This is a genomic window from Empedobacter sedimenti (genome assembly GCF_030005555.1).
GTDB classification, from domain to species: domain Bacteria; phylum Bacteroidota; class Bacteroidia; order Flavobacteriales; family Weeksellaceae; genus Empedobacter; species Empedobacter sedimenti.
This window is the reverse complement of record NZ_JASCQG010000006.1, coordinates 57548-83174: the sequence shown is the minus strand read 5'-3', so window position 1 is coordinate 83174 and position 25627 is coordinate 57548. Positions and strand designations below refer to the sequence as shown.

Here is a 25627-nt window from a genome sequence, read left to right as displayed (position 1 = left end):
AAAGGGATGATTTTTACATCATCCCACTAAATTTATCTAAAAATAATTTAATTTATTATTCTACTGTAACTGATTTTGCTAAGTTACGAGGTTGATCTACGTTTTTACCTAATTTAACAGCAATCCAATACGATAATAATTGTAATGGAATAGCAGTTAAGATTGGAGAAAACTCTTCTGCAGTTTCAGGAATTACTACGTAATCATCTGCCATTGCAGTTACTTGCTCGTCACCTTCGTTTACAATTGCAATTACTTTTGCACTACGAGATTTAATTTCTTGAATATTAGAAACCACTTTTTCGTAATAACCTTTTTTAGTTGCAATAACTATAACTGGCATATTTTCGTCTAACAATGCAATAGGACCATGCTTCATTTCTGCTGCTGGATATCCTTCTGCATGGATATAAGAAATTTCTTTCAATTTTAATGCACCTTCTAAAGCTGATGGGAAATTATATCCACGCCCTAAATAGATTGCATTTTTATTATCCTTGTACTTATCTGCAATTTGATCAATTACACCTTCGCAATTATCTAAAATTTGTTGAACTAATTCAGGAATACGTTCTAACTCACGCGTTAATAAGTTGAATTTTTCTGTTGATAATTCACCATTTTGTTTTCCTAATTTTAAAGCGATTAATGCTAAGATTGTTAACTGAGCTGTAAAGGCTTTAGTAGATGCAACACCAATTTCTGGACCTGCGTGTGTATATGCACCAGCATCTGTAATACGAGCAATAGAAGAACCTACAACGTTGTTGATTCCGAAGATAAATGCTCCATTTTCTTTTGCTAATTTAAGTGCAGCTAATGTATCTGCTGTTTCTCCTGATTGAGAAATTGCAATAACCACATCGTGTTTGTTGATAATTGGGTTACGGTAACGGAACTCAGATGCATATTCTACTTCTACAGGAATACGAGCAAAATCTTCGATCATATATTCTGCTACTAAACCTGCGTGGTAAGACGTACCACACGCAACAATAATAATACGTTTAGCGTTTAAGAATTTTTCATGATGATCCCAAATACCTGCCATTTTGATAACGCCTTCGTCTACTAATAAACGTCCACGCATTGTATCACGAATAGAACGAGGTTGTTCGTTAATTTCTTTTAACATGAAATGCTCATAACCACCTTTTTCAATCGCTTCGATATTTAATTGTAATTCTTGAACATCTAAAGAAACCGCTTCGTTATTTTGAATAGTACGTACATCAACTTCTTTATCTAAAGTAATTGTTGCCATGTCACCGTCTTCTAAATAAACGGCATCTTTTGTAAATTCAATAAATGGAGAAGCATCAGAAGCAACAAAAAATTCATTTTCTCCGATACCAATTGCCAATGGTGATCCTAAACGACCAACAACAATTGTATTTGGTTGTTCTTTGTCTAATACTGCAATTGCATATGCTCCTACTACTTCGTTTAAGGCTAAACGAACGGCATCTGTTAGATTTAAATTTTGTTCTTCTTGAAATAACTGAATAAAGTTAACTAAAACTTCAGTATCAGTATCACTATGAAAAACATAACCTTTATCCGTTAATAATTGTTTGATTGCTTCATAATTTTCAATAATTCCATTATGAACCAACACTATACGACCGTTATTAGATAAATGAGGATGAGAGTTAACATCATTTGGTACACCATGTGTAGCCCAACGTGTATGTCCTATTCCTAAATGAGGTGTTTTATCAATATTTGCTGATTTATCTTCTAAATCAGAAACTTTTCCTTTCGTTTTAACCAATTCAAAATCTGAACCAGATGAAAGAACTAAACCAGCACTATCATATCCACGATATTCTAGCCTTTTTAATCCATTAATAATGATTGGGTACGCCTCGCGATGACCAATGTATCCTACAATTCCACACATTGTTTTTTATAGTATTTAAGTTTATTAAAATTATATTCTATTTTGTAGCGTAATATACTAAAAGTTTTAATTTTTTCGCTTCTACTTCAGATTTATTTCCGTGTAAAACGATTCTATAAGGATTGTAAGCTCTATTGTTTTGATAAGGGTTTGTACTGTTAATAGTCGTTGCATCAGAAATAGATGTAATAAAATTACCCATTGTTACGACCATTTCTTGATTTTCGAAAGCATTTCCTTTCTCAAGCATACTTTTCAGATGTTTTGTAATATCAATTGTATAATAATCTGTTTTACCAGTTACAATTGGATTAAAATGAACTGATGTTGGGTACGAATTATAAAACTCTAAAACATCCGAATACAGCTCATTGATACTTTTTCCATCTTTTGTATAACTATTCCAAGCAACTAAATAAGGCGGCTTTGGAAAACTGTATGCATCATCTATAAAAAACTTCAACTTAGCACCTGTAATAACTGCTCCTTTTGCTACATCGCTTTTAAGAAGGTCTATTTGAGATTGATTGAATTTAACTTTTACATTACTTCCGCTCATTCCACTTAAAAATAAACGTGTATCCCCAGCTGTTTTATTAGGGTTAGCAACTGCGTTACCAAAAGTTGTTCCTGCAAATTCATTCTTAATTTGATTCACTAAAACATTCGATCCTATTGTAGCATTCCATTGATTTTTAAACTCAAAACCATATGTTCCCGAAAGTCTTTCTTTGTAAGCTGTATCTGTCGGTTTCTTATCTGTCGGATTTTTATACGAATAATACATGTTTAGACTAATATTATTCGGATTGAAATTGATGATGAATCCATCACCCTCACCTACCGAAAACTCAAAACCTTTAATGTTTTCACGTATAAAAGTCGCATGATCCGCTAATAATCCAGTATTTCCGTTTTTTACAATTTTATCATAAAAGTAATTATTATCTAAACTTACTTTATAACCAACTGTTTCTGCAAAAATATTTGAAGTTCCTGACTTTACTTTTACAACTTTATTTGTTACTGTTTTACCTATAGTTGCTGTTCCAATTACTGGAGAATTTACTGAGATTGGAGATTGAGATCCGTCTAATTTTGAAAAGTATTTAGTATCTCTATACAACACAGTATTGATATCACGAACGTTTAATGTCATCGTAGCATCTTTATTTCCGTAAAGAGAATCTACTGCATATTTTGTCGTAATCATGATTGTATCTGTATCAATCGATTTTTTTCCTGGATTAGTCAAATTGATTGTATCTCTTGAAACAGGTGTTTTTGATGAACTATAATAAACTGGTAAATACAAATTTACAGAGTCCACTTTTACTTCTTTACCAAAATCTTTATTTCCAATTCCTTCTGGTCTTAATTGACCATAAAATTTAGAAGAAGTTGATCCAAAAACAGGCTCTTTATATACACCTAATGTAGCATTTTGTAAAACAAATCGGTCCGTTCTTATCGTATCTACTGTATCATTATACGCAATAACATCTAATGATTTTGCATTACCAATTGCTTCTCCACCAATTACATTATTTCCTAAGCCTATTGCTTCATCTTCACAAGAAGCTAACGCTCCCATTCCAATCATCGTTGCAACAGAGACAGAAAGGACATTCAAAAATTTTTTCATTAATCTAAACAGATTTTAGTTTGAGTTCATTACTTCCTCTAGATAAAAGTTATTGTAAACTTCTTTTGCATCATCTTTTGTGCAATAATCTAATAAAGGAATATTTTGTTGGTTGATATAGTTTTTTACATCTTCTGGTATAATTTCTTCTCCTTTCGCAACTGCATCTGCGTACTGTAAAGAAGCTTGTATCATACCTAAGTGTGTAGGTTTTTCCAAAAATTGTTTTACATCAGCTTCTACTTCATCAAAAGCTAATTTATTAACCAATTCTTTATCTAATTCTCCATCAAAAGCATTGTCAAATAATGACACAACAACTTTTGCATCTTGGAAAAATGGATCGTCTGAGTAATATTTTTTAAGATATAAAGGTACTAAACTAGACATCCAACCCATAACATGAACTACGTCTGGTTTCCAATTTAATTTTTTTACAGTTTCTAAAACTCCTTTCGCAAAGAAAATAGATCGCTCATCGTTATCAGAAAATAATGCGTTATCTTCTCCATAAACCTCTTTGCGTTTAAAATATTCTTCGTTATCAATAAAATACACTTGTAATCTCTCGCCTGGAACAGATGCTACTTTAATGATTAAGGGTTGATCCAAATCATTAATGATCATGTTCATACCTGAAAGTCGTATTACCTCATGTAATTGGTGTCTTCTTTCGTTGATTGCTCCAAAACGTGGCATAAAGATGCGAACATCCGCACCGTTGCTCTGCATAAGTTTAGGCAAATCTAATGCTTGTGAAGACATCGGATTTTCAGGAAAGTAAGGTACCATTTCTGTTGTTACATACAATATGCGCTTTCCTTCCATAATTTTTTATTCTCTTTTCCTAATGATAATAAGGCACAAAATTACAAAAAATTGTTGATATATTATTTGCTTATAGTAGCTTTGCGCTTATATTAGTTTTTTTTTAACAAATCCACGTTATGGATATATTTAACGAAAAGGAAAAATTAACTCCCGTTATCGTCGAGTTAAAAAAGCAAAACAAAACCATTGGTTTTATCCCTACAATGGGCGCTTTGCACGAAGGACATATGTCTTTGGTAAAAGCATCAAAAGCTCAAAATGATTACACAATCGTTAGTATTTTTGTCAATCCGACACAATTTAACAATCCAGAAGATTTAAAAAAATATCCCCGAACAGAAGAAAAAGATAAAGAATTGTTAACAAAAAACGGTTGCGATTTTGTCTATTTACCTACAGTAGAGGATTTATATGAAGCTGGAGAAGGTGCAAAACACTACGATTTTGGCACAATAGACAAAGTAATGGAAGGTGCGTCTCGTCCTGGTCATTTTGATGGTGTTGCAACAATTGTCTCTAAATTATTTAGAGTGGTACAACCTACAAGAGCATATTTTGGCGAAAAAGATTTTCAACAAATTCGTATCATTCAAGAAATGGTAAGCCAAGAAAGTTTAGATGTAGAAATTGTTCCAATGCCAATTCACCGTGCAGATTCTGGTTTAGCATTTAGCTCGAGAAATGCACGTTTAACAGAGCAACAAACTTCTGATGCACCTCAAATATATTCGATTTTATCACAAGCTGTAAAGCTTAAGAATGAAGGAAAAGATGTGGCTGATGTAAAAGCTTTCGTCGAAAATGAATTCAAAAATTCTCCTTTCGAATTAGAATATTTTGAAATCACAAATGAAGAAACGTTGTTGTCTATCGAACATTTTTCTGATGCAGAAAAAATTCGAGGATTTGTCGTTGCGTATGCAGGCGATGTTCGCTTAATCGATAATATTCAGTTTTAATAAAATAGATCAAATCCTTCAACCCAATTGAAAAATATTGGAACGGGTTTTGAAATTTATAAGTTCAGTGTAACTTTGCAAAATTATGATGGTAGAAGTTTTTCACTCTAAGATACATAGAGTTAAGGTAACAGACGCAAAATTAAACTATATCGGAAGTATCACAATCGACGAAGATTTGATAGATGCTGCGAATATGGTAGTGGGTCAAAAAGTACAAATCGTTGTTCAAGAGAACGGAGAGCGATTTGAGACGTATATTATTAAAGGAAAACGTGGAAGTGGAGAAATTTGTTTGAATGGACCTGCTGCACGTAAAGTACAAGTAGGTGATACCGTAATTATTATCACGTATGCAATGATGGATTTCGAAGAAGCCAAAACCTACGAACCTACAATTGTTTTCCCTAACGAGAACAATCGTTTAGATTAAGAAATTAATTTTCAAAAACTTATATGAAGAGTAAGATCAAACAATCGCTCTTCTTAATCATTGCTTCATTGTTAGCACTTTTTTTCGTAGTGATTACAGTGAAGCAAATTGATTTCGAACGAGTTGCAAACGTTTTAAAAGAAACCAATTACTTTTGGATTTTTGCATCTATGGCAATCAGTATTCTGACTTATTGGATACGCGCCGCTCGTTGGAATCTACTTTTAAAGCCTATGGGCTACAACACCCAAACCTCATCTGGTTTTTGGGCTATTGCTTTTGCATATTTCATGAATTTGACCATTCCAAGAAGTGGTGAAGTTGCTCGCGCAACAAGTTTCTATAAAATGGAAAAAGTACCATTCGAAAAATCTTTCGGAACTGTTGTATTAGAACGTGTTATTGATCTTTTATTTTTAGGATTATGTTTCGGCTTAACGCTTATTTTCAATTACGAAACTTTCATCAAATTTGTCGAAATTGGGAACAAAGAAAAAGCGCATCAACCTACAGCAGAACCTTCTTACTTAAAATATTACATCGCAATTGGGGTTTTTGTTTTAGGAATTGGACTAATCGCTATCTTCTGGAAAAAAATTAGTCAATTAAAGTTTTTCGAAAAGATTAAAACCTTTCTATTTGGACTTTGGGAAGGAATAAAATCAATCTCAAAATTAGAGAAAAGAGGTTTATTTATCTTTTATTCTTTTGCCCTTTGGATTTGTTATTTCCTAATGACTTACCTTGTTTTCTTTGCTTTTCCAGACACCAAAAATTTTGGAGTATCGGAGGGATTATTTCTTTTAATTGCAGGTTCTTTGGGAATGATTTTGCCTGTTTCGGGTGGTTTAGCTTATCCGTATGTGATGTCAATCGCATTTTCGGCAGTTTATCTTGCAAAAGGTGGAAATCAGCACGAAGGACGAGCAATTGGCGATTATTTTGGTTTAATACTTTATCTAGCCCAGGTTATTTCGATGATTACTTTTGGATTAATTGCAATTTACAAAATCGCACGAATTCGTCGAGATTCTACGAAATAGTTTTTTATAAAAATGTTAGACGAAAGAGATTATTTTTCACGTTTTGTAAATGCTTTATTAGAAAGTATAGAACGTTATTTACATAATCCTAAAAGTATTTCCGAAGAAGAAATTCAATTCGATTTAGCTAAAATAGCTGCGTATTTTGAAAAAGAACATCAAATTAATCTTCTTTCAAATCCTAATCTCACAAATAAAGAATTTTCTGTTGAAGAATTGGAATTATTGATTTCCTTCTATTATTTACAAAATACTCATTTTCAATTAGAGTCAAAAGAAATTGTATTAAAATTGATTCAACAATATAATCATCAATCTCAAGTTTTTTGTTTGAAAATAAATGAAATTCAAGCTTATTTTGAAAAATTATAATCCAAACTTTCTATTCCAAAGTTTTAGCATTTTACTGATTTCCCAAGGATTTATTTTATAAAATATTTTCATCACAACAAAGAAAATAAGATTGACTAACAATACAAAAAGTAATTCCATAGCAAGTAAGTTTTATTAAATATACATTTTATTTCTTTATCATTTCCAAATATTTAGGCGCTTGTTCCTCTAAAATTTCAGTTATTTTATCGTAATTATTTTCCTTTACCAATTTTTCAAACTCAAAATTTGCGTAGCAATACGTTACAAAATCATTTACTTTATTTTCAGGAATATGCAGGTTTTCAATAAAATAATTTTTGGTAAAATAATTCTCTAAATCTTTTATTCTTTCTACTTTATTGAAATACTCTTGTTGTTTCTTTTCTCTTTTTCTTTGACCTGAAATTGTCGCAATCCAAGCTACCGGATTTAACAATCCTACACTACCGGTCATCGAGGTTGCATTAGGATCAATTTTTCTGAAACGTAAATTAGGATCAATTCCCAGATTCAATCCTTTATACAGCTCATCTATTTTATCATATTTCAGCTTAATATTATTCTTTAAGTTTTTATCTAATGTAATTACATTAGCTTGCGCCAACTCAATCGTTTCAATATTTAAATGCACAGTTATCATTCCTTGCCCCATTAAATCTGATGTAATTTTAAGCGTTCGTTCTTTGTAAAAATCATGACTAAAATGCAATTCGTCTCCCACAGAAACCTTTATAGAAAACATTCCTCTATCATTGGTAAAGGCTTTCGCATTTGTCGCTTGATTGGTAATTAATATATGATCTAAAGCATCTTGCCCAGCAACGCCATCATCAATAATTATTTTTCCTGTAATCATAGTATTTTGTGCAAAAGCTAGCATACCTAATACTAAAAAGCAGATGGTTAAGATATATTTATTCATTTTCTTTCTCTTTAATTTTATTTAAATAAATTGGCGCTTGCTCTTTCAAGATGAGTTTAATTTTTGAAAAATCTTTCTTTCTCATCAATTTATCAATATTATTCGTTTCGTAGCAACTCCCAATAAAATCTACAATGTTTTCCCTCGCAATATTCAGATCAATGATAAAAAACGTTTCTCCAATTATACTTTTCAAATTTTGTACTTGCTCGTAAGCAGAAACCCTTTTTTTCAGCATCGTTCCTTTCTCATTGGATGATTTAAAAAGTTTTACAGCTTCTAATAAATTCCCTGCATACGGATTGGCTTTTCTGTGAAATGCAGCCCAATTATGTTTCTCTACTACAGTTTTCTTAAAAGCTTCATCGTTTACTCCTGTTGCATCAAGTATTTCTTTAGAAATCATTTTTTTCTTTCCAACATCCTTTAATAGATCTTTATTTAGTTTAGATACTTTAGTTTCATCCAACTCTATCACTTCAACATTTACATGAACTTCGACAAAACCTTTGTTTATCATCGATTTCGAAATTTTGAGATGACGTTCAGAAATTCCATTTTGCTTAAAAAATAAAACATCTCCTTCGTTCACATTAAGAGAAAACAAGCCTTCCGTATTCGCTTTTGTACGAGAATTCGTTGCTAAATTCTCTATCGAGAAACCATCCAAATTAATGATTTCATCCGCATCATCTACAATTATCTTTCCTGAAATTAAAGTACTTTGTGCATGAAGTGAAAATGCAGAAATGATGAATATAAAACATAGAATTTTAGTCATTTGTCATAGATTTTGAATTGATTTTACTTAGATAAATAGGCGCTTGTTCTTCTAAAATCAAAACAATTTGATCAAACTGATTCGCTTTTAATAATTCTTCAATTTTTGTTTCTACGTAGCAATAATTAAGAAACTCAAATATGTTTCCTTTCGGTATTTTTAAATCATTGGTAAAGTAATAGTCTGTAAAATAACTGATCAAAAACTCAATGTTCTCGTATTTCTTTTTCGGAACAAATGCTCTCAAATCTTTATGCGATTTTGCGTCTTTTGTAAACATATCCATCAACGCCAAAACATTTTCGTAACGATAAGCTCCACCCAATCCTTTCAAATAATTTGCGGCATAAAATGCTTTCACCACATCTAACTTAAATTCTTTGTTTATTCCAATACTTTTATTGAATTTCTCTGACTCCGTTTCTTCTTTACTTATATTATCTTTCCAAAACTTTTTCAGTGGTTTTATTTTTGTCTCAGCTAATTCGATCACTTCAATATTCACATGAACTTCAATAAAACCTTTGTTTATCATCGATTGCGAAACCTTTATCCTTCTTTGAACAATTCCTAATTGATTAAAAAGTAACTCATCGCCTTCATTTACTTTGATTGAGAATAAACCTTTCGCATTTGCAAAAGTTTTCGCGTTTGTTGTAGAATTTTCAATAGAAAATCCATCCAAATTAATGATCTCATCCGCATCATCCACAATAATTTTCCCAGAAATTAAAGTAGATTGAGCTTGTAACGAAATACAAAAAAGTAGTGATAAATTATAAAGTAGAATTCTATTCATTCACATGTAATTAATTGCTTAAAAGTAATCGAGAAAATGATTGAAAATCAATATTTAACTCAATTTTATCTAAAGCTTTAAATTTGTTAAAAAACGAATTTATTGTTAACGTTTTTTGATTGTTGTATTAAAATTTTTCACAATTACGACACCTTATCTTGTCGCGATAAAACATTATTTTTGTCTAAATTTGAAACTATGGCTAAAACAAAAACTACATATTTCTGCCAAAACTGTGGCACGCAAACCGCGCAATGGATGGGACAATGCAAAAGTTGTGGCGAGTGGAATACCATTGTTGAAGAAATTGTGGACAAAGGTGACGAAAAGAAATCGTGGAAAGATAAATCGGACAAAAAAGAGAAAACTTTTGCGCTAAATATTCGCGAAATAAATCCGTTGGGTGAAATCCGAATTTCGACAAAAAACCAAGAATTAGACAGAGTTTTAGGAGGCGGAATTGTTCCTGGATCAGTGATTTTAGTTGGTGGAGAACCGGGAGTTGGAAAATCGACATTGATGTTGCAAGTTGCCTTAAAGCTAGATACGATTAAAATCTTATATGTATCTGGAGAAGAATCTGTTTCGCAAGTAAAACTTCGTGCCGAACGAATTGGAATTGAATCAGATCAATGTTTTATTTTACCAGAAACTAATACGCAGAAAATATTTGCACACGCCAAAGAAATTCAACCTCAATTGATTGTAGTCGATTCTGTACAAACACTACAAACAACTTATGTAGAGTCATCTCCAGGTAGTATTTCTCAGATTAGAGAAACAACTTTTGAGCTGATTCAGTACGCAAAAGAAACCAATACTCCGATTATTTTAATTGGTCATATAACAAAAGAAGGTGTAATTGCTGGACCAAAAATTTTGGAACATATGGTAGATGTTGTGCTACAATTTGAAGGCGATCGCAACCATATTTACCGAATTTTACGTGCAAATAAAAACCGTTTTGGCTCTACTGCCGAGATTGGAATTTATGAAATGCAAGGAGCCGGTTTGCGTGAAGTTACAAATCCATCCGAAGTATTAATTACAAAAAAAGATGAGTTACTGAGCGGAAATGCGATTGCAGCAACGTTGGAAGGTGTTCGACCGATGTTAATTGAAATTCAAGCTTTAGTTTCTACTGCTGTTTATGGAACACCACAACGTACGGCGACTGGTTTTGATGCCAAACGACTGAATATGTTATTGGCCGTTTTAGAAAAACGTGCTGGTTTCCGATTGAATATGAAAGATGTTTTCTTGAATATTACAGGTGGAATTCGTGTAGATGATCCTGCGATTGATTTGGCTGTTATTGCTGCAATTCTTTCTTCGAGCGAGGATTCTGCTGTTCCTGATAATTGTTGTTTTGCGGGAGAAGTTGGTTTGAGTGGAGAAATAAGAGCTGTAAACCGTGTTGAACAGCGCATTATAGAAGCTGAAAAATTAGGTTTTGATGCTATTTTCATCTCAAAATACAATAAAATAAAAGATACAGATTTCGGAATTCGAATCGTTCGTATATCCAAAGTTGAAGATATTTACCGAATGTTATTTCAATAATCCGTTAAATTTTCAATTTTAAGTATTTAATATTTTTTCTATCGAGTCAAAATTTCATACTTTTAAATTCATTCTAAAAAAACTAATATGGATTTTGAAAACCAACCAACAAACGAATTCAACTCAAGTACGACTTCGTCATTTGAAAACACAGCTCCAAAGCCCGAAAACAATCTCGTTTTAGCAATTATTGCAACTGTACTAGGTCTATGTTCACCTTGTTGCATTGGGTTAATATTAGGTGTTGTAGCTATCGTATTTGCAAATCAAGTTAATACAAAATATGATGTTGGCGATTACGCTGGAGCAGAACAAGCTGCAAAAAATTCAAAAATATTAAGTTATGTTGCTTTTGGTTTAGTCGCATTAAATTTAATTTATGTGATTTTTGTATTTATTACACAAGGTAGTGATGCAATTCTTAACCAATACCAAGGTGTTTTAGATAGCACTGGAGGAGGAAGTATTGACGACTAAATAATATGATAATGAAACGGATTTTGGTTTACGGAATAGCTATTATTCTTCCGATATTAATTGTTATTTACTTTTATAGTTTTTATCACAACCAAAGTCCGTTTACAATAAAATGCATGTTTCACTCTGTTACTGGATTTTGGTGTCCTGGTTGTGGAGGGCAACGTGCATTTTCTTTATTGCTACACGGGCAAATTCTTCAATCGTTACGATATAATATTATGCTTCCGTTTGCTTTATTTTTATGTGGATATGTTTACTATATTCTTATTGAAGTTTGGATTTTAGGCAACAAAAAAGCAAATTCAGGACTAAGTATTCCGCCCAAATTTGCTTCTTATTTTTTAATTTTTTTACTAGTTTATTCAATCCTAAGAAACATACCTGTTTCTCCTTTTATTTACTTAGCACCAGAATATTAAGAATTAATTCTTTTTATTTTCAGTAGTTTGATTACGTCTGATCGATCTCTCTTCATCTTCTTTCAAATCTCCTCGACGAATTCTATTTTTGTCTGAATCTTTTTCATCACTAGGTAAAGTTACGGGCTGATTAGCCTCTCCTAAAACCCAAGTTTCTGAAGCATCCCACATCGCTCTAATTTTGATTGGTGCCGGATATAGATAAATTGGTTCTGGTTGAATTGCAGTTAAGAAATCTCCAGAATCCCACTTTCCGTTTCCATTTTCATCTACTAATAATCGGAATAAATATTCTCCTGGTTCAATAAAATTGAACTCAAAATAATTTTTACCAGGCTGATTATAAGATTCATCTAAAACTGTAAAATCTTTATCTGTCTTTAGTAATTGTAAAATAAATGGCTTTGTTGGTACATTCTGAACTGCTAATTTTAAATGACCAAAATCTCCGCGCGTGCCCATTTTTATTGGATAAGCTAACGTATCATTTTTTTCTCCTAAAATATCAGTTAATGCTTTAGGATAAATATTGACTTCAAGTTTATCATCCAATGCTTTGTCAAAACTAAATAACACATTTTGATTATTTGTCGAATCTATTTTTGCTTTAAAAGGAATTTCTGTTGTGTCTTTAAAAACATGAATTTTAGAAGCATCAATAGAAACAATCGGTGCAGAAGCTTGTAAAATAAAAGCTTTATTTGGTGCTAATTTTTGATCATTCATTGGTTTAAATTCCAACTTATATTCTTCTGTTGGTTTGTTGTACAAAACCGTTACTTCATCTTCTTTATCTTTGTGTTGAACTTTAAATTTCAAACGAGTTGATTTAGCCATTATCGTATCAACTTTAGGATTGAACCAAAAATTAATTGAATCTTTTTCGGGAAAAGCCTGAATTTTAGCTGTTGTAAAATCTTTCGTAATCGATGTTATATTAACTTTGTCCGTTGCTCCTATTGTTTTGAAAACAATCAATCCATTTCCTTTAAAAGTAGCTTCTGGTTTACGATAACTTGGTTTTTGATTGTATAAGTTCAAATTAATTTGTTTGTTTTCAGATAACTCAACTGGGTCATTAATAAACGCAAATTTTTCTTTCCCGTAATCAAACTGTACATTTTCTACTTTATCTTCAAATGCAATCAATTTATACTTACCAGCAGCTAAATAGTTCAGTTGATATTCACCTTTCTCATTAGCTCTGGCAATGTAATAAGGCTTTTTTTGCATCACAATACTATCTTTGTACGTATCGTCCATTTTATATAATCCTACTAAAACTTTCTCCGGAATTGTAAAATCGTAAGAAGAATTTACATGTCCTGAAACTTTCAACGAATCGATAAAATTTCCTGTAGAAAAGACATATTGATAATTTGATAACTTATTGTTTTCATTAAAATCTTGAACTGCATCTCCAAAATTGAAACTATACGTTGTATTTGGTAGCAATGGTTCTTGAAACTTTATCGAAATGTATTTCTTTGCCAATGCTTGTGGAGAAACAATTGGCGGAGTCTGAAACGATGGAGAAACTACAACATTTTTGCTGTAATCTTTCAGTACAATATATTCGTCAAAATTGATAATTGCCTCTTGCAAATTAACATCAACATTTGTTGCAAGTGTATCTGGATCAGCTTTTATAAAAACTGGTGGCGTTTCGTCCTTTGGTCCTCCTGTTGGTGTTCCTTGTCTTGCACAAGAAATAACAACAAAAATGGTTAATAGTAAAAGCGATAAACGAGTCGTCTTATTCATGCGTGCAAGTTAAGAAAAAGCTTGTTATTAAGCACAAGCAATGGTTATTACACTTATCTTAAAATTTTCTGAAAGATTAAATTGTTTAACAGCCGAAGCAATTGTAGCACCAGTGGTTAAGACATCATCAATCAAAATATAGTGCCCTTGTTTTAGATTTGGATTGATTTGAAACGAATCTTTCAAATTCTCTAATCGATGCTTTTTATCTTCATTCACTTGCGAATGATTATATTTTGTTCTAATTAAACCATCCGAATAATAATTAATTTGATTGATTTCTGCCAATGTTCGCGCAAAGTCTTCAACTTGATTATAACCTCTTATTTTTAATCGTTTTGGATGCAAAGGAATTGGAATTATTCCGTCATAATCACTCAAATTAAACTTAATTAACTGCGCTAAATCGATCCCAATTTCTGGACGATTTCTATATTTCATCTCATGCAAAATCATTTGTGTTGCGTTATGACTCTTAAAATGAAGCAATGAAAAAGCTTCTTCTACTCCACAAAGATTTTTTAATTGACTAAATGCATGATTATTTTGATCGAACTGCCAATGTGTAAAAGGCAACTTAGAACTGCACGAAACACACAGAAACTGCGAAGGTTGAATGATGTCTTGACAATCCAAACAACGCATCGGAAAAAATAAATCAACCAAAGAATTTACGATTGTTTTGATTTCCATTACCTTTGCAAATTAAAGTTTAGTACTAAATTTAATGAAAATCATTCGACTTACAAAAGCTTTTACGTTCGAAACTGCACATGCCTTATATGGTTACGACGGAAAGTGTAAAAATATACACGGACATTCTTACAAATTATTTGTTACAATAAAGGGAATCCCATCAGAAGATATAAACGATGTGAAACTTGGAATGGTAATGGATTTTGGTGACTTGAAGAAGATTATTAACAAAGAAATTGTCAATCTTTTTGATCACGCTATTTTATTGAACGAAAATTCGCCTCATAAAAGTTTAGGTGAAAAATTATTGTCAGAAGGGCACAATGTTGTGTTTACAAATTATCAACCATCTGCAGAAAATATGATTTTGTGGATTGTAGATAAAATAAAGCCATTATTACCCGAGAATATCGAATTAGTGGCCTTGAAATTACATGAAACTGATAATTCTTACGCAGAATGGTTAGCGGAGGACAACCAATAAAAATTCAATTAGAAGCTGGCAAAAAAGCCTATTTTTCTTCGGATCATCATTTTGGTGCGCCAAACGAGAAAGATAGCTTGGTACGCGAAAAATTGTTTGTACAATGGCTTGATGAAATAAAAGACGATTGTGGTGTTTTATTTCTGATTGGCGATTTGTTCGATTTTTGGTTTGAATATAAACATGTTGTTCCGAAAGGTTTTGTTCGTGTTTTAGGTAAACTATCTGAAATTTCGGATCGTGGTATTCCAATTTATTTTTTTGTTGGAAATCATGATTTGTGGATGAAAGATTATTTGGAAGAACAAATCAATGCAATTGTTTTTCGTGATAAGCAAGATTTTATTATTAATGAAAAAGAGTTTTTCATTGTTCATGGCGATGGAAAAGGTCCTGGTGATAAAGGCTACAAACGCATGAAAAAGGTGTTTACAAACAAAGTTTGTCAATTCCTTTTTTATCTACTTCATCCAGATTTAGCGATGTGGTTAGGTATTACTGTTTCTCGAAAAAATAAAATGATTTCGGGCGACGAAGATGTCAATTTTCTTGGTGTTGAAAACGAGTGGTTAATTATGTATAGCCGCAAACAATTGAACAGAAAATATTACGATTATCTTGTTTACGGACATCGCCATTTACCAATGGAAATTGCCATTGGTAAAGCGCGTCATATTAATTTGGGCGATTGGATCAATTACTTTACTTACGGTGTTTTTGATGGAAATAATTTCGAATTAAAAACTTACCTCCGTAATCAGGGAGAAGAATCGAGGGATTCTATCATAAAAATTATAGAGTAACAAACAAATCATATAAACCCAAAGTAGAGCTTCGTTTAACCACTCTATTTTGGGTTTACTTTCGCTAAAATATCTTGTTAGCATAATCATTACACTAAATGCTAAGAATGCTAAATAAGTATCATTATTTCCTCCGTATAAAACAAATGTTATAAGTATCGCTAAAAACATTAAATGTACTAATACAAAAGCTCTTTTTTTCTGCGCTGTTAATTTATTTATATTCTTGAAATGATGAATTGAAGAAATAATCAATATAATGAACAATGGAGCTAAAAAAAGTTGTTTCAACTCAAAATGAACCATTGTCAACATTAATTGTTCTTTGTAAAAGTTGAACATAAAATAATAGTCCAACAAATAACTTACTTGTGCTACAATAAGAATTGGCACTAAAAATCCTAAAAATCCTAAAATTGGAATTTTCGGTTCTACTGCTCTTAATGTTAAAAAGTACGTAAATACAACTAATCCTAAAAAAATTAAGGGAGGACTTAATAATATTGCGAAACTCATGAAAAGCCCAATGTCAAATGCATTGAATATCTCATTCTTTTCTGATTCAAAGTATAATAATTTAGCCGTTACATAAGTTACAAGTAACAAACTACCTGCTATTCTGTAATCCAGTAATCCTCCAATAAAAGGCATTAACCATAATATATAAAAATAGGTAGGATAGGATGATTTACTTATTAATTCGTTTGTATTGTCGATATATCCTACAAAACCAATTGTAAGTAAAGTAAGAAATACACCTGTTTTTTCTAAATTGCTCAGATTAATACTGTTAAAATTTGTTGCTCCTAGCACAAAAAACAGTACAATGATAAAAATCTGTATAAAAAAATTTCGTTTGTCAAGTAGATTAACCAACATTTTAATTAACTTTGATGCAAATTAAGCAATAAACTAGAATATGGGAGTTATAACTGATTTATTTTTTGCGATTGGTGATATTTTCAAATGGACTTTTGAAAATTTATTATCTCCGGTTGGTGTTATCTTCGGATGGTTATTTACATTCGTTGGATGTGCATTAATGGGATGGTGGTTAATGAAAATCGCTAGTTTTGGAACCGAAAATGAAAAAAGATACGACAGATAATTTATCCATGTCTGTATAAAAATATATTTTTCGAATTATTTCGGGAAACCCTTTGTCAAATGATGAAGGGTTTTTTATTATATAGCATTTTCATCTCCTTTGAGAATTAAAATCATTGTTTGATATATAATCTGAAAATCTAATAAAATAGACCAATTTCTGACATAAAAAATATCAGTTTCTATCCTACCCTCCATGTCTTTATCACAATCTACAGCTCCTCTAAAGCCCTTTACTTGTGCTAAACCTGTAATTCCTGGTTTTACGTAATTACGAAGATTATATTTTTTTATGATATCACTATAATAATTATCTTGAGAAATCATATGCGGTCGAGGTCCTACAATAGACATATCTCCATTCAGGACGTTAATAAATTGTGGTAATTCGTCTAGACTTGTTTTTCTTAAAAAATGACCAACTTTTGTAATTCTTTTATCATTAACAATAGTTGCTTTTATAGAATTTGTACCGTCATTTCGCATCGTTCTAAATTTATAGCAATCAAAAACTTCTCCATTCAACCCTCTTCTTTTTTGTTTAAAAATGACCGAACCTTTAGAATCTAACTTGATTAATAATGCTAAAACCGGGAACAACCAACTTAATAAAAAAACGCAGATAAATAATGAAAAAGTTACATCAAAAAAAGATTTCAGAAACTGATTATTGATCTCTTCCAAAGGAAATTTCTTGATTTTAAAAATAGGAAGCGTGTCTATATAATCTATCTCCAAACTCACTAAATCATTGTTTAAGGAATAAGGAATATAATTAACAACAATATGATTATTTTCGCAGAAATGAATAATTTCTAATTCATCATTATTTGAACTAATTCCGTTTTGTGAAATAAAAACTTCTTTTATTTCATTACTCAATACAATATCCTGAAAGGTTTCGATATTAAATTCATTAGAAACTTCATAAATTTTATATCCAAAATGTTTTCTTCCTTGCAAAATGCGTTTCAAACGTTTTGTATTAGTATTTTGCCCAACAATGAGTATATTTTTTAGATTTCTTCCTCTATCAAAATTGTAACGAGTGATAAAAAATGTAGCAAATCTTGAGATTAAGAGGTAAAAAAAGACACTTACAGCAAGAAATAAAATCAATTTATTCGAAAATAATTCACTCTTCTTTAAACCAGAAATCGTCACAACAATTATTGTAAAAAAAAAGGTTTGATAAATTATTTTTTTTAAAATAATTCGAAGATAATTGAGTCTTTTGATGGAATAAAGTTTAATGTAATCTGCAATAATAAACCACGTTATCAACAAAAGAAATATGGCTTTAAAATGCGCGTCAAACAACTGAGAAATAGTTGGAAGACTAACTAAATTTACACTATAAAAATACTTATATTGCAGTTTCAAAAAAAGATAAAAAAGTAACAATAAGATTGAAATGTCAAGTACAATCAATATATTTTTTACATGAATAAATCTAAATTTGAACATTCTATAAGTTTAACAATACAAAATCTTTTTCTCCTAATTAAACTCGATTTTAATCATTTTAGTATATTGAGTCTTGATAATATCGATATAATTTTATCAGAGAATTATCGTTTTAAAAAGAAGTCTTACAAATACAAGTCTATTAAATTTTGAAAATCTTACATGTTGTTGAAGCTTTGGGTGGTGGTGTTTACACTTATTTTAATGGATTGAGTTCTTTTTTTAGTCAAGACGAAATAACGAAAGAGCACGAGACAATTATCATCTACAACGATAAACGAAACGAAATAATACCTGAAAAAATAAAAGAAGATTTTGGTAGCAAAGTTGAGTTAATAAAAGTTGAAATGGTCAAAAACTTGAATCCAATTAAAGACTTAAAATCAACTTATCAATTAGCTAAACTTATTAGACAAATAAACCCTGATGTAGTGCATTTACATTCATCAAAAGCTGGTGTAATTGGACGATGGGCAAGTTTTATTTCTTTCAAAAAACACAAATTATTTTATACACCACATGGCTATTCATTTTTAAGAAAAGACTTATCTAAAAACTCAAAATCTATTCTAAAAAACATCGAGAAATACACGCAAACTTTCTTCGGAGGAACAACAATTGCATGCGGTGATACAGAATTTGAAATAGCTAAAACCTTAGGCAAAGCTCTAATGATTCGAAACGGAATCAATCTTTCCGAATTAGAGAAAAAAAGCAAGGGATCTACGAATAAAACGTTGACTTTTGGACTTGTTGGTCGTATTACATTTGCCAGAAATCCTACTCTATTCAATGAAATTGCCCTTCGATTTCCTGATTATAATTTTATATGGATTGGTGATGGTGACTTAAATGCTCAGATTACTGCTCCAAATATAGAAATTACTGGTTGGATGTTTAACAGCGACGAAGTTTACGAACAATTGAATAGAATAGATGCTATTTTGCAAACTTCGCTATGGGAAGGTTTGCCTATCGCTTTACTTGAAGCTTTGGCGTTCCGAAAACCAATTGTTGCAACCAATATCATTGGAAACAAAGATATTGTAGTACATGGTGTAAATGGTTTTTTGTTTGAAAATATTGAAGAATTAAAACCTTATTTCAAACAACTTGAAAATGAAAAAACACGATTTGAAATGGGCGAAAATGCTTTTGAAATTTGCAAAAGCAAATTCGATAACGAAAAAAACTTCAACTCGCTTATCCAAATTTATTCTTCTTTAAATGAACTAAATAATAAGCGTAAAACAACGATATAAATACTGTACAAAAGACTATTCCATCAAAACGCAGGAGAAAATCATCAAATAAATTTGAGAAGAAAAAATTGAGAGTAAAACAAAATGCAATAGCATTTTTAGATAGAATTGAAATTCTGAAAACATCTCCAAAAAAATAAAGCAACGCCATAAATCCTATTATTCCAAACCTCAAATAATAATCAATAAACTGATTATGAACTGGAAATTGATATTTTGTTAAAAATTGTTGATTCGTTTCTTCATAATAACGAAACAACTCATCTTTTGCTTTGGCAGAACCATATCCAAAAATAGCTTCTTTATTTCCCAATTCAATAGCAGTTTTCCAAATTGTAACTCTTGTTACCAATGCATTGTGTAATACGCCATCTGGATTTTCGACCTCATCTAATTTCCCAATTTTATCCATATTGGCAAAAGTTACTTTAGTATACTTTTCCTTCATATACGGATTAACAGTAAAAAAAACAGCTAGAATTACTCCAATCAAAACCGTGAAAATTCCAACAAAATAAACAGCTTTTGCTTTATACTTTTTCACAGCAAAAGCAATAAATAAACATAAGCAACAAACTATACAACTTCCCAAAGAAAGTCTTGTATTAATGATTAATAAAGCGATTATACTTCCTGTTAAATACAAAAAGTTCGCTACTTTTTTGGATGGAAACTGAGTTAACGCAAAATATAGATTTAATATGACTAAAAAAGCAACTTTCATATTAACACCTGGTGCATGATTACCAAAACTGTTTGTAAAAACATACCCCATTTCCCAAAGATCATTTCCATTCAAATACTTTGCTACAAAATCTGGCGCAATAATTACGAAACGAATCATTAAAAAGATAATTAAAACTGTCGTGATTTTTCGGTAATAATCTGCTATTTTATACAAATTGTAGCTTTTGTAACTTAGTAGTATAAACAAAGGAAAAATAAGGAAAGACAATACTTTTTCTATTGGTTTAAAGAGATTTGAGGCTCCAATATTATTCCAAAGAAAAATAATTTCTAAAGCGAATGGAATAATCAACACAAAAAAATAAGGAAGAATTTTCTTCTCAAATTTTAGATGTTTTAAATTAACTAGATTAAAAAGTGCATAAACAAAGATAAGTATCGTACAAATTGGGCGAAAAAAAATCGTTGATAATACACTAACTATTAAGATGTTGTTGATTACATCAAACTTCTTTTTTGAAATCATCGTAATAAAATAAATAATATATTAACGGCAAAATCCCGATTTTATGACGAACAGCTGAACCTAAATCTGGCTCAAAAACACCTTGACTAATAAAATAAGCCAATAATAAACACATTAACCAGAGATCTTTCTTTTGATTGGGATAAGCTTTTAGTAAATATCCGAAGCGAATAATCACAATCCAAGTCAATAAAATTTGCCAAACAACAAAGGCCATTACTTGAGGTTTGTAAAAAAACCGCAGAGCATTAACGGGAAAATTCACCGTAACAAAACCATAAAATGTAGCAAAAGCTTCGGTGAAAAAATTGGTAACAGGTATTGGAGATACAATCATAGTATCTGCATTTTCGTCTCCAGAATTTATTCTAATTTCATTGATAAATTCACGAGACATTTCAGAAAAATATTCTCCTTTTCCAATTTTATAAACAAGTGAAAAGAGTATTATCGTAAAAATACCGAACGTTAAGGATAAAATCCAACGATTCGTAAACCTAATCTGAGTTATTAAATAAATAGCAAATGCGACAAAAGGTATAAAGGCAAAATATGGTCGGAAAAAACCTCCGAAAACGATAAAAAATAGCGTTGAAAATAAGATGGAAACACCTAATGAAAAGTGTTTGTATTGAAAAATATAGACTATTATTGCGGCAAAAATAAATGTAATAAACTCTTTTGATGGCTGACCTATAAAAATAACAACCATAATAAAGGATAAATAGATAAGTAGGTTTTTAATATTAAACTGAGCAAACTTATTAGGGATTCCAATAATCCAAAGTAATAAAAACAAAAAAGGTAATTGAATTAGAGCAACTAACCCGAAAGGTAATTTGCCTAAACCCGTTATCCAATAAAAAAACATGGTAAACGGATAACTTCCTAATAGACCTTTTTCATTATAAGGATCTGTAATAATATGTTTTGCATCAAAATAAAATTTTTCTGGTAAAATAGATGGAAAAAATAATCCAAATAAAATACAGACTACAACTAGTAATATAAATTGTATTTTATTCATGAATTAATTGATGTTTTCTATTAAAATTATTGACGATTCTAAACAAAACAAGCAATTTCGTCGTGATTTTAAAACCGACTATTTCTTTAAATTTATACACTTTATTCACGTTTTTGGTGTAATCTTTTTGAATTAAAAATTTATTCTCTTTAATAAATTCCCAGAACTCATTTTTATTCAGTTTAATGCAATCAGAATTCATCAAAAGAAAAACGTAATGCTCAGCCCAAAAAGCTTCATACACGTGATCATTTGAAGGTATTTGCTTTACTAAAACACCTTTTAGCATAAAGACAATATCCATCAAATGTTGCTCATTGATTGATTTAGTAATTGAATCTGAAACGTTTTTTCTGTAACCATAAATTGAGCGTTCAAAACAACTATAATTACAAATAAACGGTATCAAATTACTTGTCCAAATCATATCTTCTGATTTTAAACCTTCAGGAAAAAAAAGTTGATTATTAAGTAAAATTTCTCTTTTTATGATTTTATCCCACGGGCTTGCTACAAATAGTTCATTAAAGATCAAAACTCTCAAATCTTTAATAAAATCACCTGATCGGATAGATTTTGTATCATTAATATTATTCTCGTAATGTATAACTTCATTATTATAAATACGCGTTTCTTCGTGCAAAACTAAATCAGGAAAGTTATTGTTTTCGATGTGCTTTACTAATAATTTTAAATCGTCGTTACTTAATAAAAAATCATCGCTATCAATAAAAAATATATATTTTCCTTTCGCTTTTTGTAAACCAAGATTTCGGGCAACAGATTGTCCTTTATTTTCTTGATGAAGGATACCAACCTGTTCTCTATTTATTAATAATTTTTCAGCAATTTGAATTGAGTTATCTTTACTTCCATCGTTTACAAGAATAAGTTCAAAGTCTTGAAAAGATTGATCAATAATGCTTAAAATACATTTTTCAATATACTTTTCTACATTATAAACAGGAACGATGATAGATAAAAAACACATTGCTACTTGATTATTTTCTTTTTAAAAACATGAAATACAAAATCGAAAGGTCCAATCAATCCAAGAAAATGAGCATGTTTTCTATAAATTTTTAGAATATCGCTCAATTTTTCTTCTTTTCTGACAACCAAAAAGATTGAATTTGAAATCAAACGTTTGTAATATTTTTTTTGATGATTTAATACAATATTTTCTGTGTTTAATGTAAAAGTGTGTGTATTATTTAGATCGTGATGTCTATAAATCGCTTTATTTTCAGCATCATCTATATACAACGATGTTATATCTGATATAAAATAAAACATCTCTTCTTTTCCTAAGTTTTCCCAAAATCGTGTATCCTCTCCTTTTGTCAATTTTTCATCAAAATAAAAATCTTGAAATCTCTTTTTATTGAAAAATATTGCTGAACTATTTGTTGCGAAATCAATCTCTAAACTTGCTTCAAAAAAATCATAGAACCCATCTTTATCGACATGAAATTTTTTGAAAATATTTCTATCCTTCTTCGCTCTACCAAAACCTGTCGAAATAACAAAAACATTATTCAAATTTTTGATAACTTTTGCAGCATTTGCTAAATGGTCATTAAACCAATAATCATCAGCATCTAAAAAGGCTATCCAATCGTACTTTGCTTTTTGTATTCCTAAGTTTCTTGCAGACGAAACTCCTCCGTTTTCCTTGTCTATTAATCTAATTCTTGTATCTGCAATACTTTTAACAACATTAGCACTATTATCTGTAGAACCATCATTGATCACTAAAATCTCAAAATTTTCAAAACTTTGATGCAGGACAGAATCTAATGTGTTTTCTATACTTTTTTCCTTGTTATATAATGGAATAACGACAGATATCATGGATCTTAATTTCCTTTAAATGTATTGGTGATATTTATTTTTTAAGAATCGATACCAGTTGAATAAAGCAAAGCAAAGTAATAGTATTGTTGGAAAAATCAATTTATAATTGTTAGATAAACTAGTAACTTTTTCGATGTTAAGAGATTCTTTTATCAAATAAATTGTCGATTTTGATTGTAAAATTTGTGTATCAACATCAGATAATTGATCTACATATAAACTCTTTGTATCAACTAACTTACTTAACTCACTATAAGTGTTAATATTAACTCCTTTTTCATCTTTTAAAGTTGTATTTCCTAGACTATTTAATAGATTATTAATTTGATCTATAGACACAGCCAACTGTTTTTTCTTCTCAATTAAATTTTTCTGTTCAAACTGTTTTTTTTGATCGAAGTAAGAACTTCTATTTAATTTTTGAAGAATATAATCGCCTACTCTTTTTGACGATTCATTATTATTTGTTTCAAAACTGATTATATGATAATTAAAAAGGGATTTTAAATTATCATCTGACATTTCTTTTTTGATTTTTTCACTATTTTCAAAATAAGAATTCACAAAGAGTTGCTTTTGTTCACTATCAGAACCAGAATGTAAAAGCAAATCATCAATTGAATAAACTGGTTTTACACTTACCTTTACCAAACCTTCTAACTCTTTATAAGCATGTTTAGTACTATTGATTATTTCTATTTCTTTGTACAAATAATCAACACTTTTAAAGTTTGGAGCCACTAAAAGTTCAGAATTTTCATGATGAGAAAATGACCTTTCTACAAAATATCCTATGGCATAACCAATGATTATTAAACCTGAAATAATGATAAAATTCTTTTTTAAGAAACGGATAGATTTATAAATCAATAAACCTATATTAAAAAATAATTCTTTAATCTTTCGAAATAAGTAAACTAAATCAATTTCTTGATTTTTATCTTGATTATTGTTCATTGTAAATTATCTTTTTATACTATTTTTTAATTTTTTCTTAAAATTAATCAACTTGTCTACAACTACAACAGCTTTATAATATTTCTGTTTTGTTTTTTGAAAATATAATTTTTGACTTTCTCTCTGCCAATTAGCTTTATTTTCTGTAAAAGTTGACCCACCTTCTAAATGAATAATTTTAACAGAAGGTAAGATAAATGATTTATAATTAAGCTTTTCTATTCGATGTGTTAACTCAACTTCTTCAAAATACATAAAAAAGTCCTCATCAAATCCACCTACTTGATCAAAAAGCGCTTTTTTTACAAAAAAATCTGCTCCAGAAACGAATCCATTTATTTCTAAAACCTGTTCTTGATGTGCAAAACTCCAATTATCTATATAAATAAATCTTAATATTAAACCGAAAAAAAGTTCATTTATTTTAACTAACAAGCTTGGTTTTATACGAAGAAATGACATATTTGGTTGTAAATCTTTTGTCAATAAATTTCCTCCACAAATTCCTGCATCAGGTTTTTTTTCCATAAACTGAAAGAAATCAAAAATCGCATTACTAATCAGCAATGTATCCGAGTTCAATAAAAACAAATATTTACCAATTGCATACTTATTTCCTAGATTATTTGCTGCTCCGAAACCACTATTTTTATCATTTAAAATCAATTTAACATAAGGAAAAATATCATTTAATTTCTCTATTGAACGGTTTGGTGAATTATTATCTACAACAATAATTTCAAAATTAACGTCTTTTGTATGTTCATAAATAGTTTCAATACAATCAATAATTAATTGAGTTGTGTTATAGTTCACTATAATTACTGAAACATCCAT

27 protein-coding genes are annotated in these 25627 nt (G+C 30.2%); 11 read left to right on the top strand and 16 right to left on the bottom strand.

What is annotated here, in order from left to right; all coding sequences use genetic code 11:
* Positions 1 to 55: 55 nt before the first annotated feature.
* From glmS to QHG34_RS07540, 3 genes are read right to left on the bottom strand one after another with little or no spacing between them, the layout of a single operon-like run.
* A complete protein-coding gene (glmS, locus tag QHG34_RS07550; RefSeq protein ID WP_282629600.1) occupies positions 56 to 1903 on the bottom strand; it encodes a glutamine--fructose-6-phosphate transaminase (isomerizing) in 1848 nt (615 codons plus the stop codon).
* A 37-nt stretch (positions 1904 to 1940) separates the two neighbouring features.
* Positions 1941 to 3548: a DUF4270 domain-containing protein gene (locus tag QHG34_RS07545; protein ID WP_282629599.1), complete on the bottom strand. Its 1608-nt coding sequence runs from the start codon at positions 3546 to 3548 to the stop codon at positions 1941 to 1943.
* Positions 3549 to 3563: 15 nt separating this feature from the next.
* The gene (locus QHG34_RS07540) at positions 3564 to 4376 is read right to left on the bottom strand and encodes a glycogen/starch synthase (RefSeq protein WP_282629598.1); all 813 of its coding nucleotides are present in this window, start codon (positions 4374 to 4376) and stop codon (positions 3564 to 3566) included.
* Positions 4377 to 4495: 119 nt separating this feature from the next.
* Between QHG34_RS07540 and panC the strand changes: the two genes are divergently transcribed.
* The 4 genes from panC to QHG34_RS07520 all read left to right on the top strand — a co-directional run bounded on the left by panC (position 4496) and on the right by QHG34_RS07520 (position 7186).
* Positions 4496 to 5338, top strand: coding sequence for a pantoate--beta-alanine ligase (gene panC, locus QHG34_RS07535; RefSeq protein WP_282629597.1), 843 nt, complete (start codon positions 4496 to 4498; stop codon positions 5336 to 5338).
* Positions 5339 to 5423: 85 nt separating this feature from the next.
* Entirely contained in the window at positions 5424 to 5771 is a 348-nt protein-coding gene (gene panD, locus QHG34_RS07530; protein ID WP_125349140.1) for an aspartate 1-decarboxylase, read from the top strand.
* 23 nt (positions 5772 to 5794) lie between these two features.
* Complete coding sequence (locus tag QHG34_RS07525; RefSeq protein ID WP_282629596.1) at positions 5795 to 6814, top strand: lysylphosphatidylglycerol synthase transmembrane domain-containing protein; 1020 nt, start codon at positions 5795 to 5797, stop codon at positions 6812 to 6814.
* Positions 6815 to 6826: 12 nt separating this feature from the next.
* Positions 6827 to 7186, top strand: coding sequence for a hypothetical protein (locus QHG34_RS07520; RefSeq protein ID WP_282629595.1), 360 nt, complete (start codon positions 6827 to 6829; stop codon positions 7184 to 7186).
* A gap of 148 nt (positions 7187 to 7334) precedes the next feature.
* Here QHG34_RS07520 and QHG34_RS07515 read toward each other — a convergent pair whose 3' ends face one another.
* From QHG34_RS07515 to QHG34_RS07505, 3 genes are read right to left on the bottom strand one after another with little or no spacing between them, the layout of a single operon-like run.
* Positions 7335 to 8111: a hypothetical protein gene (locus QHG34_RS07515; RefSeq protein WP_282629594.1), complete on the bottom strand. Its 777-nt coding sequence runs from the start codon at positions 8109 to 8111 to the stop codon at positions 7335 to 7337.
* Positions 8104 to 8892 (bottom strand): hypothetical protein, encoded by a 789-nt coding sequence (locus tag QHG34_RS07510; protein ID WP_282629593.1) that lies wholly within the window; start codon positions 8890 to 8892, stop codon positions 8104 to 8106. Before QHG34_RS07510 ends, QHG34_RS07515 begins: the two co-directional genes overlap by 8 nt.
* On the bottom strand, positions 8885 to 9691 hold the full coding sequence (locus QHG34_RS07505) for a hypothetical protein (RefSeq protein ID WP_282629592.1): 807 nt from the start codon (positions 9689 to 9691) through the stop codon (positions 8885 to 8887). The genes QHG34_RS07510 and QHG34_RS07505 overlap by 8 nt, the downstream gene beginning before the upstream one ends.
* Positions 9692 to 9889: 198 nt before the next feature.
* Here QHG34_RS07505 and radA point away from each other — a divergent pair, with 198 nt between their 5' ends.
* The 3 genes from radA (at position 9890) to QHG34_RS07490 (ending at position 12153) form a co-directional block, all read left to right on the top strand.
* A complete protein-coding gene (gene radA / locus QHG34_RS07500) occupies positions 9890 to 11254 on the top strand; it encodes a DNA repair protein RadA (protein ID WP_282629591.1) in 1365 nt (454 codons plus the stop codon).
* A gap of 87 nt (positions 11255 to 11341) precedes the next feature.
* Complete coding sequence (locus QHG34_RS07495) at positions 11342 to 11731, top strand: CD225/dispanin family protein (RefSeq protein WP_282629590.1); 390 nt, start codon at positions 11342 to 11344, stop codon at positions 11729 to 11731.
* Between the two features lie 11 nt (positions 11732 to 11742).
* Entirely contained in the window at positions 11743 to 12153 is a 411-nt protein-coding gene (locus QHG34_RS07490; RefSeq protein ID WP_282629589.1) for a DUF2752 domain-containing protein, read from the top strand.
* Between the two features lie 3 nt (positions 12154 to 12156).
* On the opposite strand, the gene QHG34_RS07485 is transcribed toward QHG34_RS07490, so the two are convergent.
* A complete protein-coding gene (locus tag QHG34_RS07485; RefSeq protein ID WP_282629588.1) occupies positions 12157 to 13917 on the bottom strand; it encodes an Ig-like domain-containing protein in 1761 nt (586 codons plus the stop codon).
* 27 nt (positions 13918 to 13944) lie between these two features.
* Positions 13945 to 14610 carry a ComF family protein gene (locus tag QHG34_RS07480; protein ID WP_282629587.1) on the bottom strand — a complete coding sequence of 222 codons (666 nt, stop codon included), beginning with the start codon at positions 14608 to 14610 and terminating at the stop codon, positions 13945 to 13947.
* Positions 14611 to 14650: 40 nt separating this feature from the next.
* Between QHG34_RS07480 and QHG34_RS07475 the strand changes: the two genes are divergently transcribed.
* A complete protein-coding gene (locus QHG34_RS07475) occupies positions 14651 to 15097 on the top strand; it encodes a 6-pyruvoyl trahydropterin synthase family protein (RefSeq protein ID WP_282629663.1) in 447 nt (148 codons plus the stop codon).
* On the top strand, positions 15073 to 15900 hold the full coding sequence (locus QHG34_RS07470; protein ID WP_282629586.1) for a UDP-2,3-diacylglucosamine diphosphatase: 828 nt from the start codon (positions 15073 to 15075) through the stop codon (positions 15898 to 15900). The genes QHG34_RS07475 and QHG34_RS07470 overlap by 25 nt, the downstream gene beginning before the upstream one ends.
* On the opposite strand, the gene QHG34_RS07465 is transcribed toward QHG34_RS07470, so the two are convergent.
* Positions 15835 to 16779 carry a DUF6427 family protein gene (locus QHG34_RS07465; RefSeq protein ID WP_282629585.1) on the bottom strand — a complete coding sequence of 315 codons (945 nt, stop codon included), beginning with the start codon at positions 16777 to 16779 and terminating at the stop codon, positions 15835 to 15837. The genes QHG34_RS07470 and QHG34_RS07465 overlap by 66 nt on opposite strands.
* Positions 16780 to 16819: 40 nt before the next feature.
* On the opposite strand from QHG34_RS07465, the gene QHG34_RS07460 reads away from it, so the two are divergent.
* On the top strand, positions 16820 to 17008 hold the full coding sequence (locus tag QHG34_RS07460) for a hypothetical protein (RefSeq protein ID WP_282629584.1): 189 nt from the start codon (positions 16820 to 16822) through the stop codon (positions 17006 to 17008).
* A gap of 77 nt (positions 17009 to 17085) precedes the next feature.
* Here QHG34_RS07460 and QHG34_RS07455 read toward each other — a convergent pair whose 3' ends face one another.
* Positions 17086 to 18474 (bottom strand): exopolysaccharide biosynthesis polyprenyl glycosylphosphotransferase, encoded by a 1389-nt coding sequence (locus QHG34_RS07455; protein WP_282629583.1) that lies wholly within the window; start codon positions 18472 to 18474, stop codon positions 17086 to 17088.
* 149 nt (positions 18475 to 18623) lie between these two features.
* Between QHG34_RS07455 and QHG34_RS07450 the strand changes: the two genes are divergently transcribed.
* A complete protein-coding gene (locus QHG34_RS07450; RefSeq protein WP_282629582.1) occupies positions 18624 to 19736 on the top strand; it encodes a glycosyltransferase in 1113 nt (370 codons plus the stop codon).
* Here QHG34_RS07450 and QHG34_RS07445 read toward each other — a convergent pair.
* The 6 genes from QHG34_RS07445 to QHG34_RS07420 all read right to left on the bottom strand — a co-directional run bounded on the left by QHG34_RS07445 (position 19678) and on the right by QHG34_RS07420 (position 25627).
* On the bottom strand, positions 19678 to 20637 hold the full coding sequence (locus QHG34_RS07445) for an O-antigen ligase family protein (protein ID WP_282629581.1): 960 nt from the start codon (positions 20635 to 20637) through the stop codon (positions 19678 to 19680). The two genes, QHG34_RS07450 and QHG34_RS07445, sit on opposite strands and share 59 nt — an antisense overlap.
* A 289-nt stretch (positions 20638 to 20926) precedes the next feature.
* Positions 20927 to 21976 (bottom strand): hypothetical protein, encoded by a 1050-nt coding sequence (locus QHG34_RS07440; RefSeq protein ID WP_282629580.1) that lies wholly within the window; start codon positions 21974 to 21976, stop codon positions 20927 to 20929.
* A complete protein-coding gene (locus QHG34_RS07435; RefSeq protein WP_282629579.1) occupies positions 21969 to 22967 on the bottom strand; it encodes a glycosyltransferase family 2 protein in 999 nt (332 codons plus the stop codon). Before QHG34_RS07435 ends, QHG34_RS07440 begins: the two co-directional genes overlap by 8 nt.
* 2 nt (positions 22968 to 22969) lie before the next feature.
* Positions 22970 to 23830: a glycosyltransferase family 2 protein gene (locus tag QHG34_RS07430; protein ID WP_282629578.1), complete on the bottom strand. Its 861-nt coding sequence runs from the start codon at positions 23828 to 23830 to the stop codon at positions 22970 to 22972.
* A gap of 15 nt (positions 23831 to 23845) precedes the next feature.
* Entirely contained in the window at positions 23846 to 24790 is a 945-nt protein-coding gene (locus QHG34_RS07425) for a hypothetical protein (RefSeq protein ID WP_282629577.1), read from the bottom strand.
* 6 nt (positions 24791 to 24796) lie between these two features.
* Positions 24797 to 25627, bottom strand: a complete 831-nt coding sequence (locus QHG34_RS07420; protein WP_282629576.1) for a glycosyltransferase family 2 protein — start codon at positions 25625 to 25627, stop codon at positions 24797 to 24799.

Coding starts and splice junctions, on each gene's coding strand:
- QHG34_RS07485 (WP_282629588.1), bottom strand. CDS start 13,917: ATGAATAAGACGACTCGTTTATCGCTTTTACTATTAACCATTTTTGTT.
- QHG34_RS07510 (WP_282629593.1), bottom strand. CDS start 8,892: ATGACTAAAATTCTATGTTTTATATTCATCATTTCTGCATTTTCACTT.
- QHG34_RS07520 (WP_282629595.1), top strand. CDS start 6,827: ATGTTAGACGAAAGAGATTATTTTTCACGTTTTGTAAATGCTTTATTA.
- QHG34_RS07525 (WP_282629596.1), top strand. CDS start 5,795: ATGAAGAGTAAGATCAAACAATCGCTCTTCTTAATCATTGCTTCATTG.
- panD (WP_125349140.1), top strand. CDS start 5,424: ATGATGGTAGAAGTTTTTCACTCTAAGATACATAGAGTTAAGGTAACA.
- QHG34_RS07435 (WP_282629579.1), bottom strand. CDS start 22,967: ATGTGTTTTTTATCTATCATCGTTCCTGTTTATAATGTAGAAAAGTAT.
- QHG34_RS07495 (WP_282629590.1), top strand. CDS start 11,342: ATGGATTTTGAAAACCAACCAACAAACGAATTCAACTCAAGTACGACT.
- QHG34_RS07455 (WP_282629583.1), bottom strand. CDS start 18,474: ATGTTCAAATTTAGATTTATTCATGTAAAAAATATATTGATTGTACTT.
- QHG34_RS07505 (WP_282629592.1), bottom strand. CDS start 9,691: ATGAATAGAATTCTACTTTATAATTTATCACTACTTTTTTGTATTTCG.
- radA (WP_282629591.1), top strand. CDS start 9,890: ATGGCTAAAACAAAAACTACATATTTCTGCCAAAACTGTGGCACGCAA.
- QHG34_RS07480 (WP_282629587.1), bottom strand. CDS start 14,610: ATGGAAATCAAAACAATCGTAAATTCTTTGGTTGATTTATTTTTTCCG.
- QHG34_RS07430 (WP_282629578.1), bottom strand. CDS start 23,830: ATGATATCTGTCGTTATTCCATTATATAACAAGGAAAAAAGTATAGAA.
- panC (WP_282629597.1), top strand. CDS start 4,496: ATGGATATATTTAACGAAAAGGAAAAATTAACTCCCGTTATCGTCGAG.
- QHG34_RS07490 (WP_282629589.1), top strand. CDS start 11,743: ATGAAACGGATTTTGGTTTACGGAATAGCTATTATTCTTCCGATATTA.
- QHG34_RS07420 (WP_282629576.1), bottom strand. CDS start 25,627: ATGGATGTTTCAGTAATTATAGTGAACTATAACACAACTCAATTAATT.
- QHG34_RS07440 (WP_282629580.1), bottom strand. CDS start 21,976: ATGAATAAAATACAATTTATATTACTAGTTGTAGTCTGTATTTTATTT.
- QHG34_RS07425 (WP_282629577.1), bottom strand. CDS start 24,790: ATGAACAATAATCAAGATAAAAATCAAGAAATTGATTTAGTTTACTTA.
- QHG34_RS07465 (WP_282629585.1), bottom strand. CDS start 16,779: ATGTTGGTTAATCTACTTGACAAACGAAATTTTTTTATACAGATTTTT.
- QHG34_RS07540 (WP_282629598.1), bottom strand. CDS start 4,376: ATGGAAGGAAAGCGCATATTGTATGTAACAACAGAAATGGTACCTTAC.
- QHG34_RS07470 (WP_282629586.1), top strand. CDS start 15,073: ATGGTTAGCGGAGGACAACCAATAAAAATTCAATTAGAAGCTGGCAAA.
- QHG34_RS07515 (WP_282629594.1), bottom strand. CDS start 8,111: ATGAATAAATATATCTTAACCATCTGCTTTTTAGTATTAGGTATGCTA.
- glmS (WP_282629600.1), bottom strand. CDS start 1,903: ATGTGTGGAATTGTAGGATACATTGGTCATCGCGAGGCGTACCCAATC.
- QHG34_RS07460 (WP_282629584.1), top strand. CDS start 16,820: ATGGGAGTTATAACTGATTTATTTTTTGCGATTGGTGATATTTTCAAA.
- QHG34_RS07545 (WP_282629599.1), bottom strand. CDS start 3,548: ATGAAAAAATTTTTGAATGTCCTTTCTGTCTCTGTTGCAACGATGATT.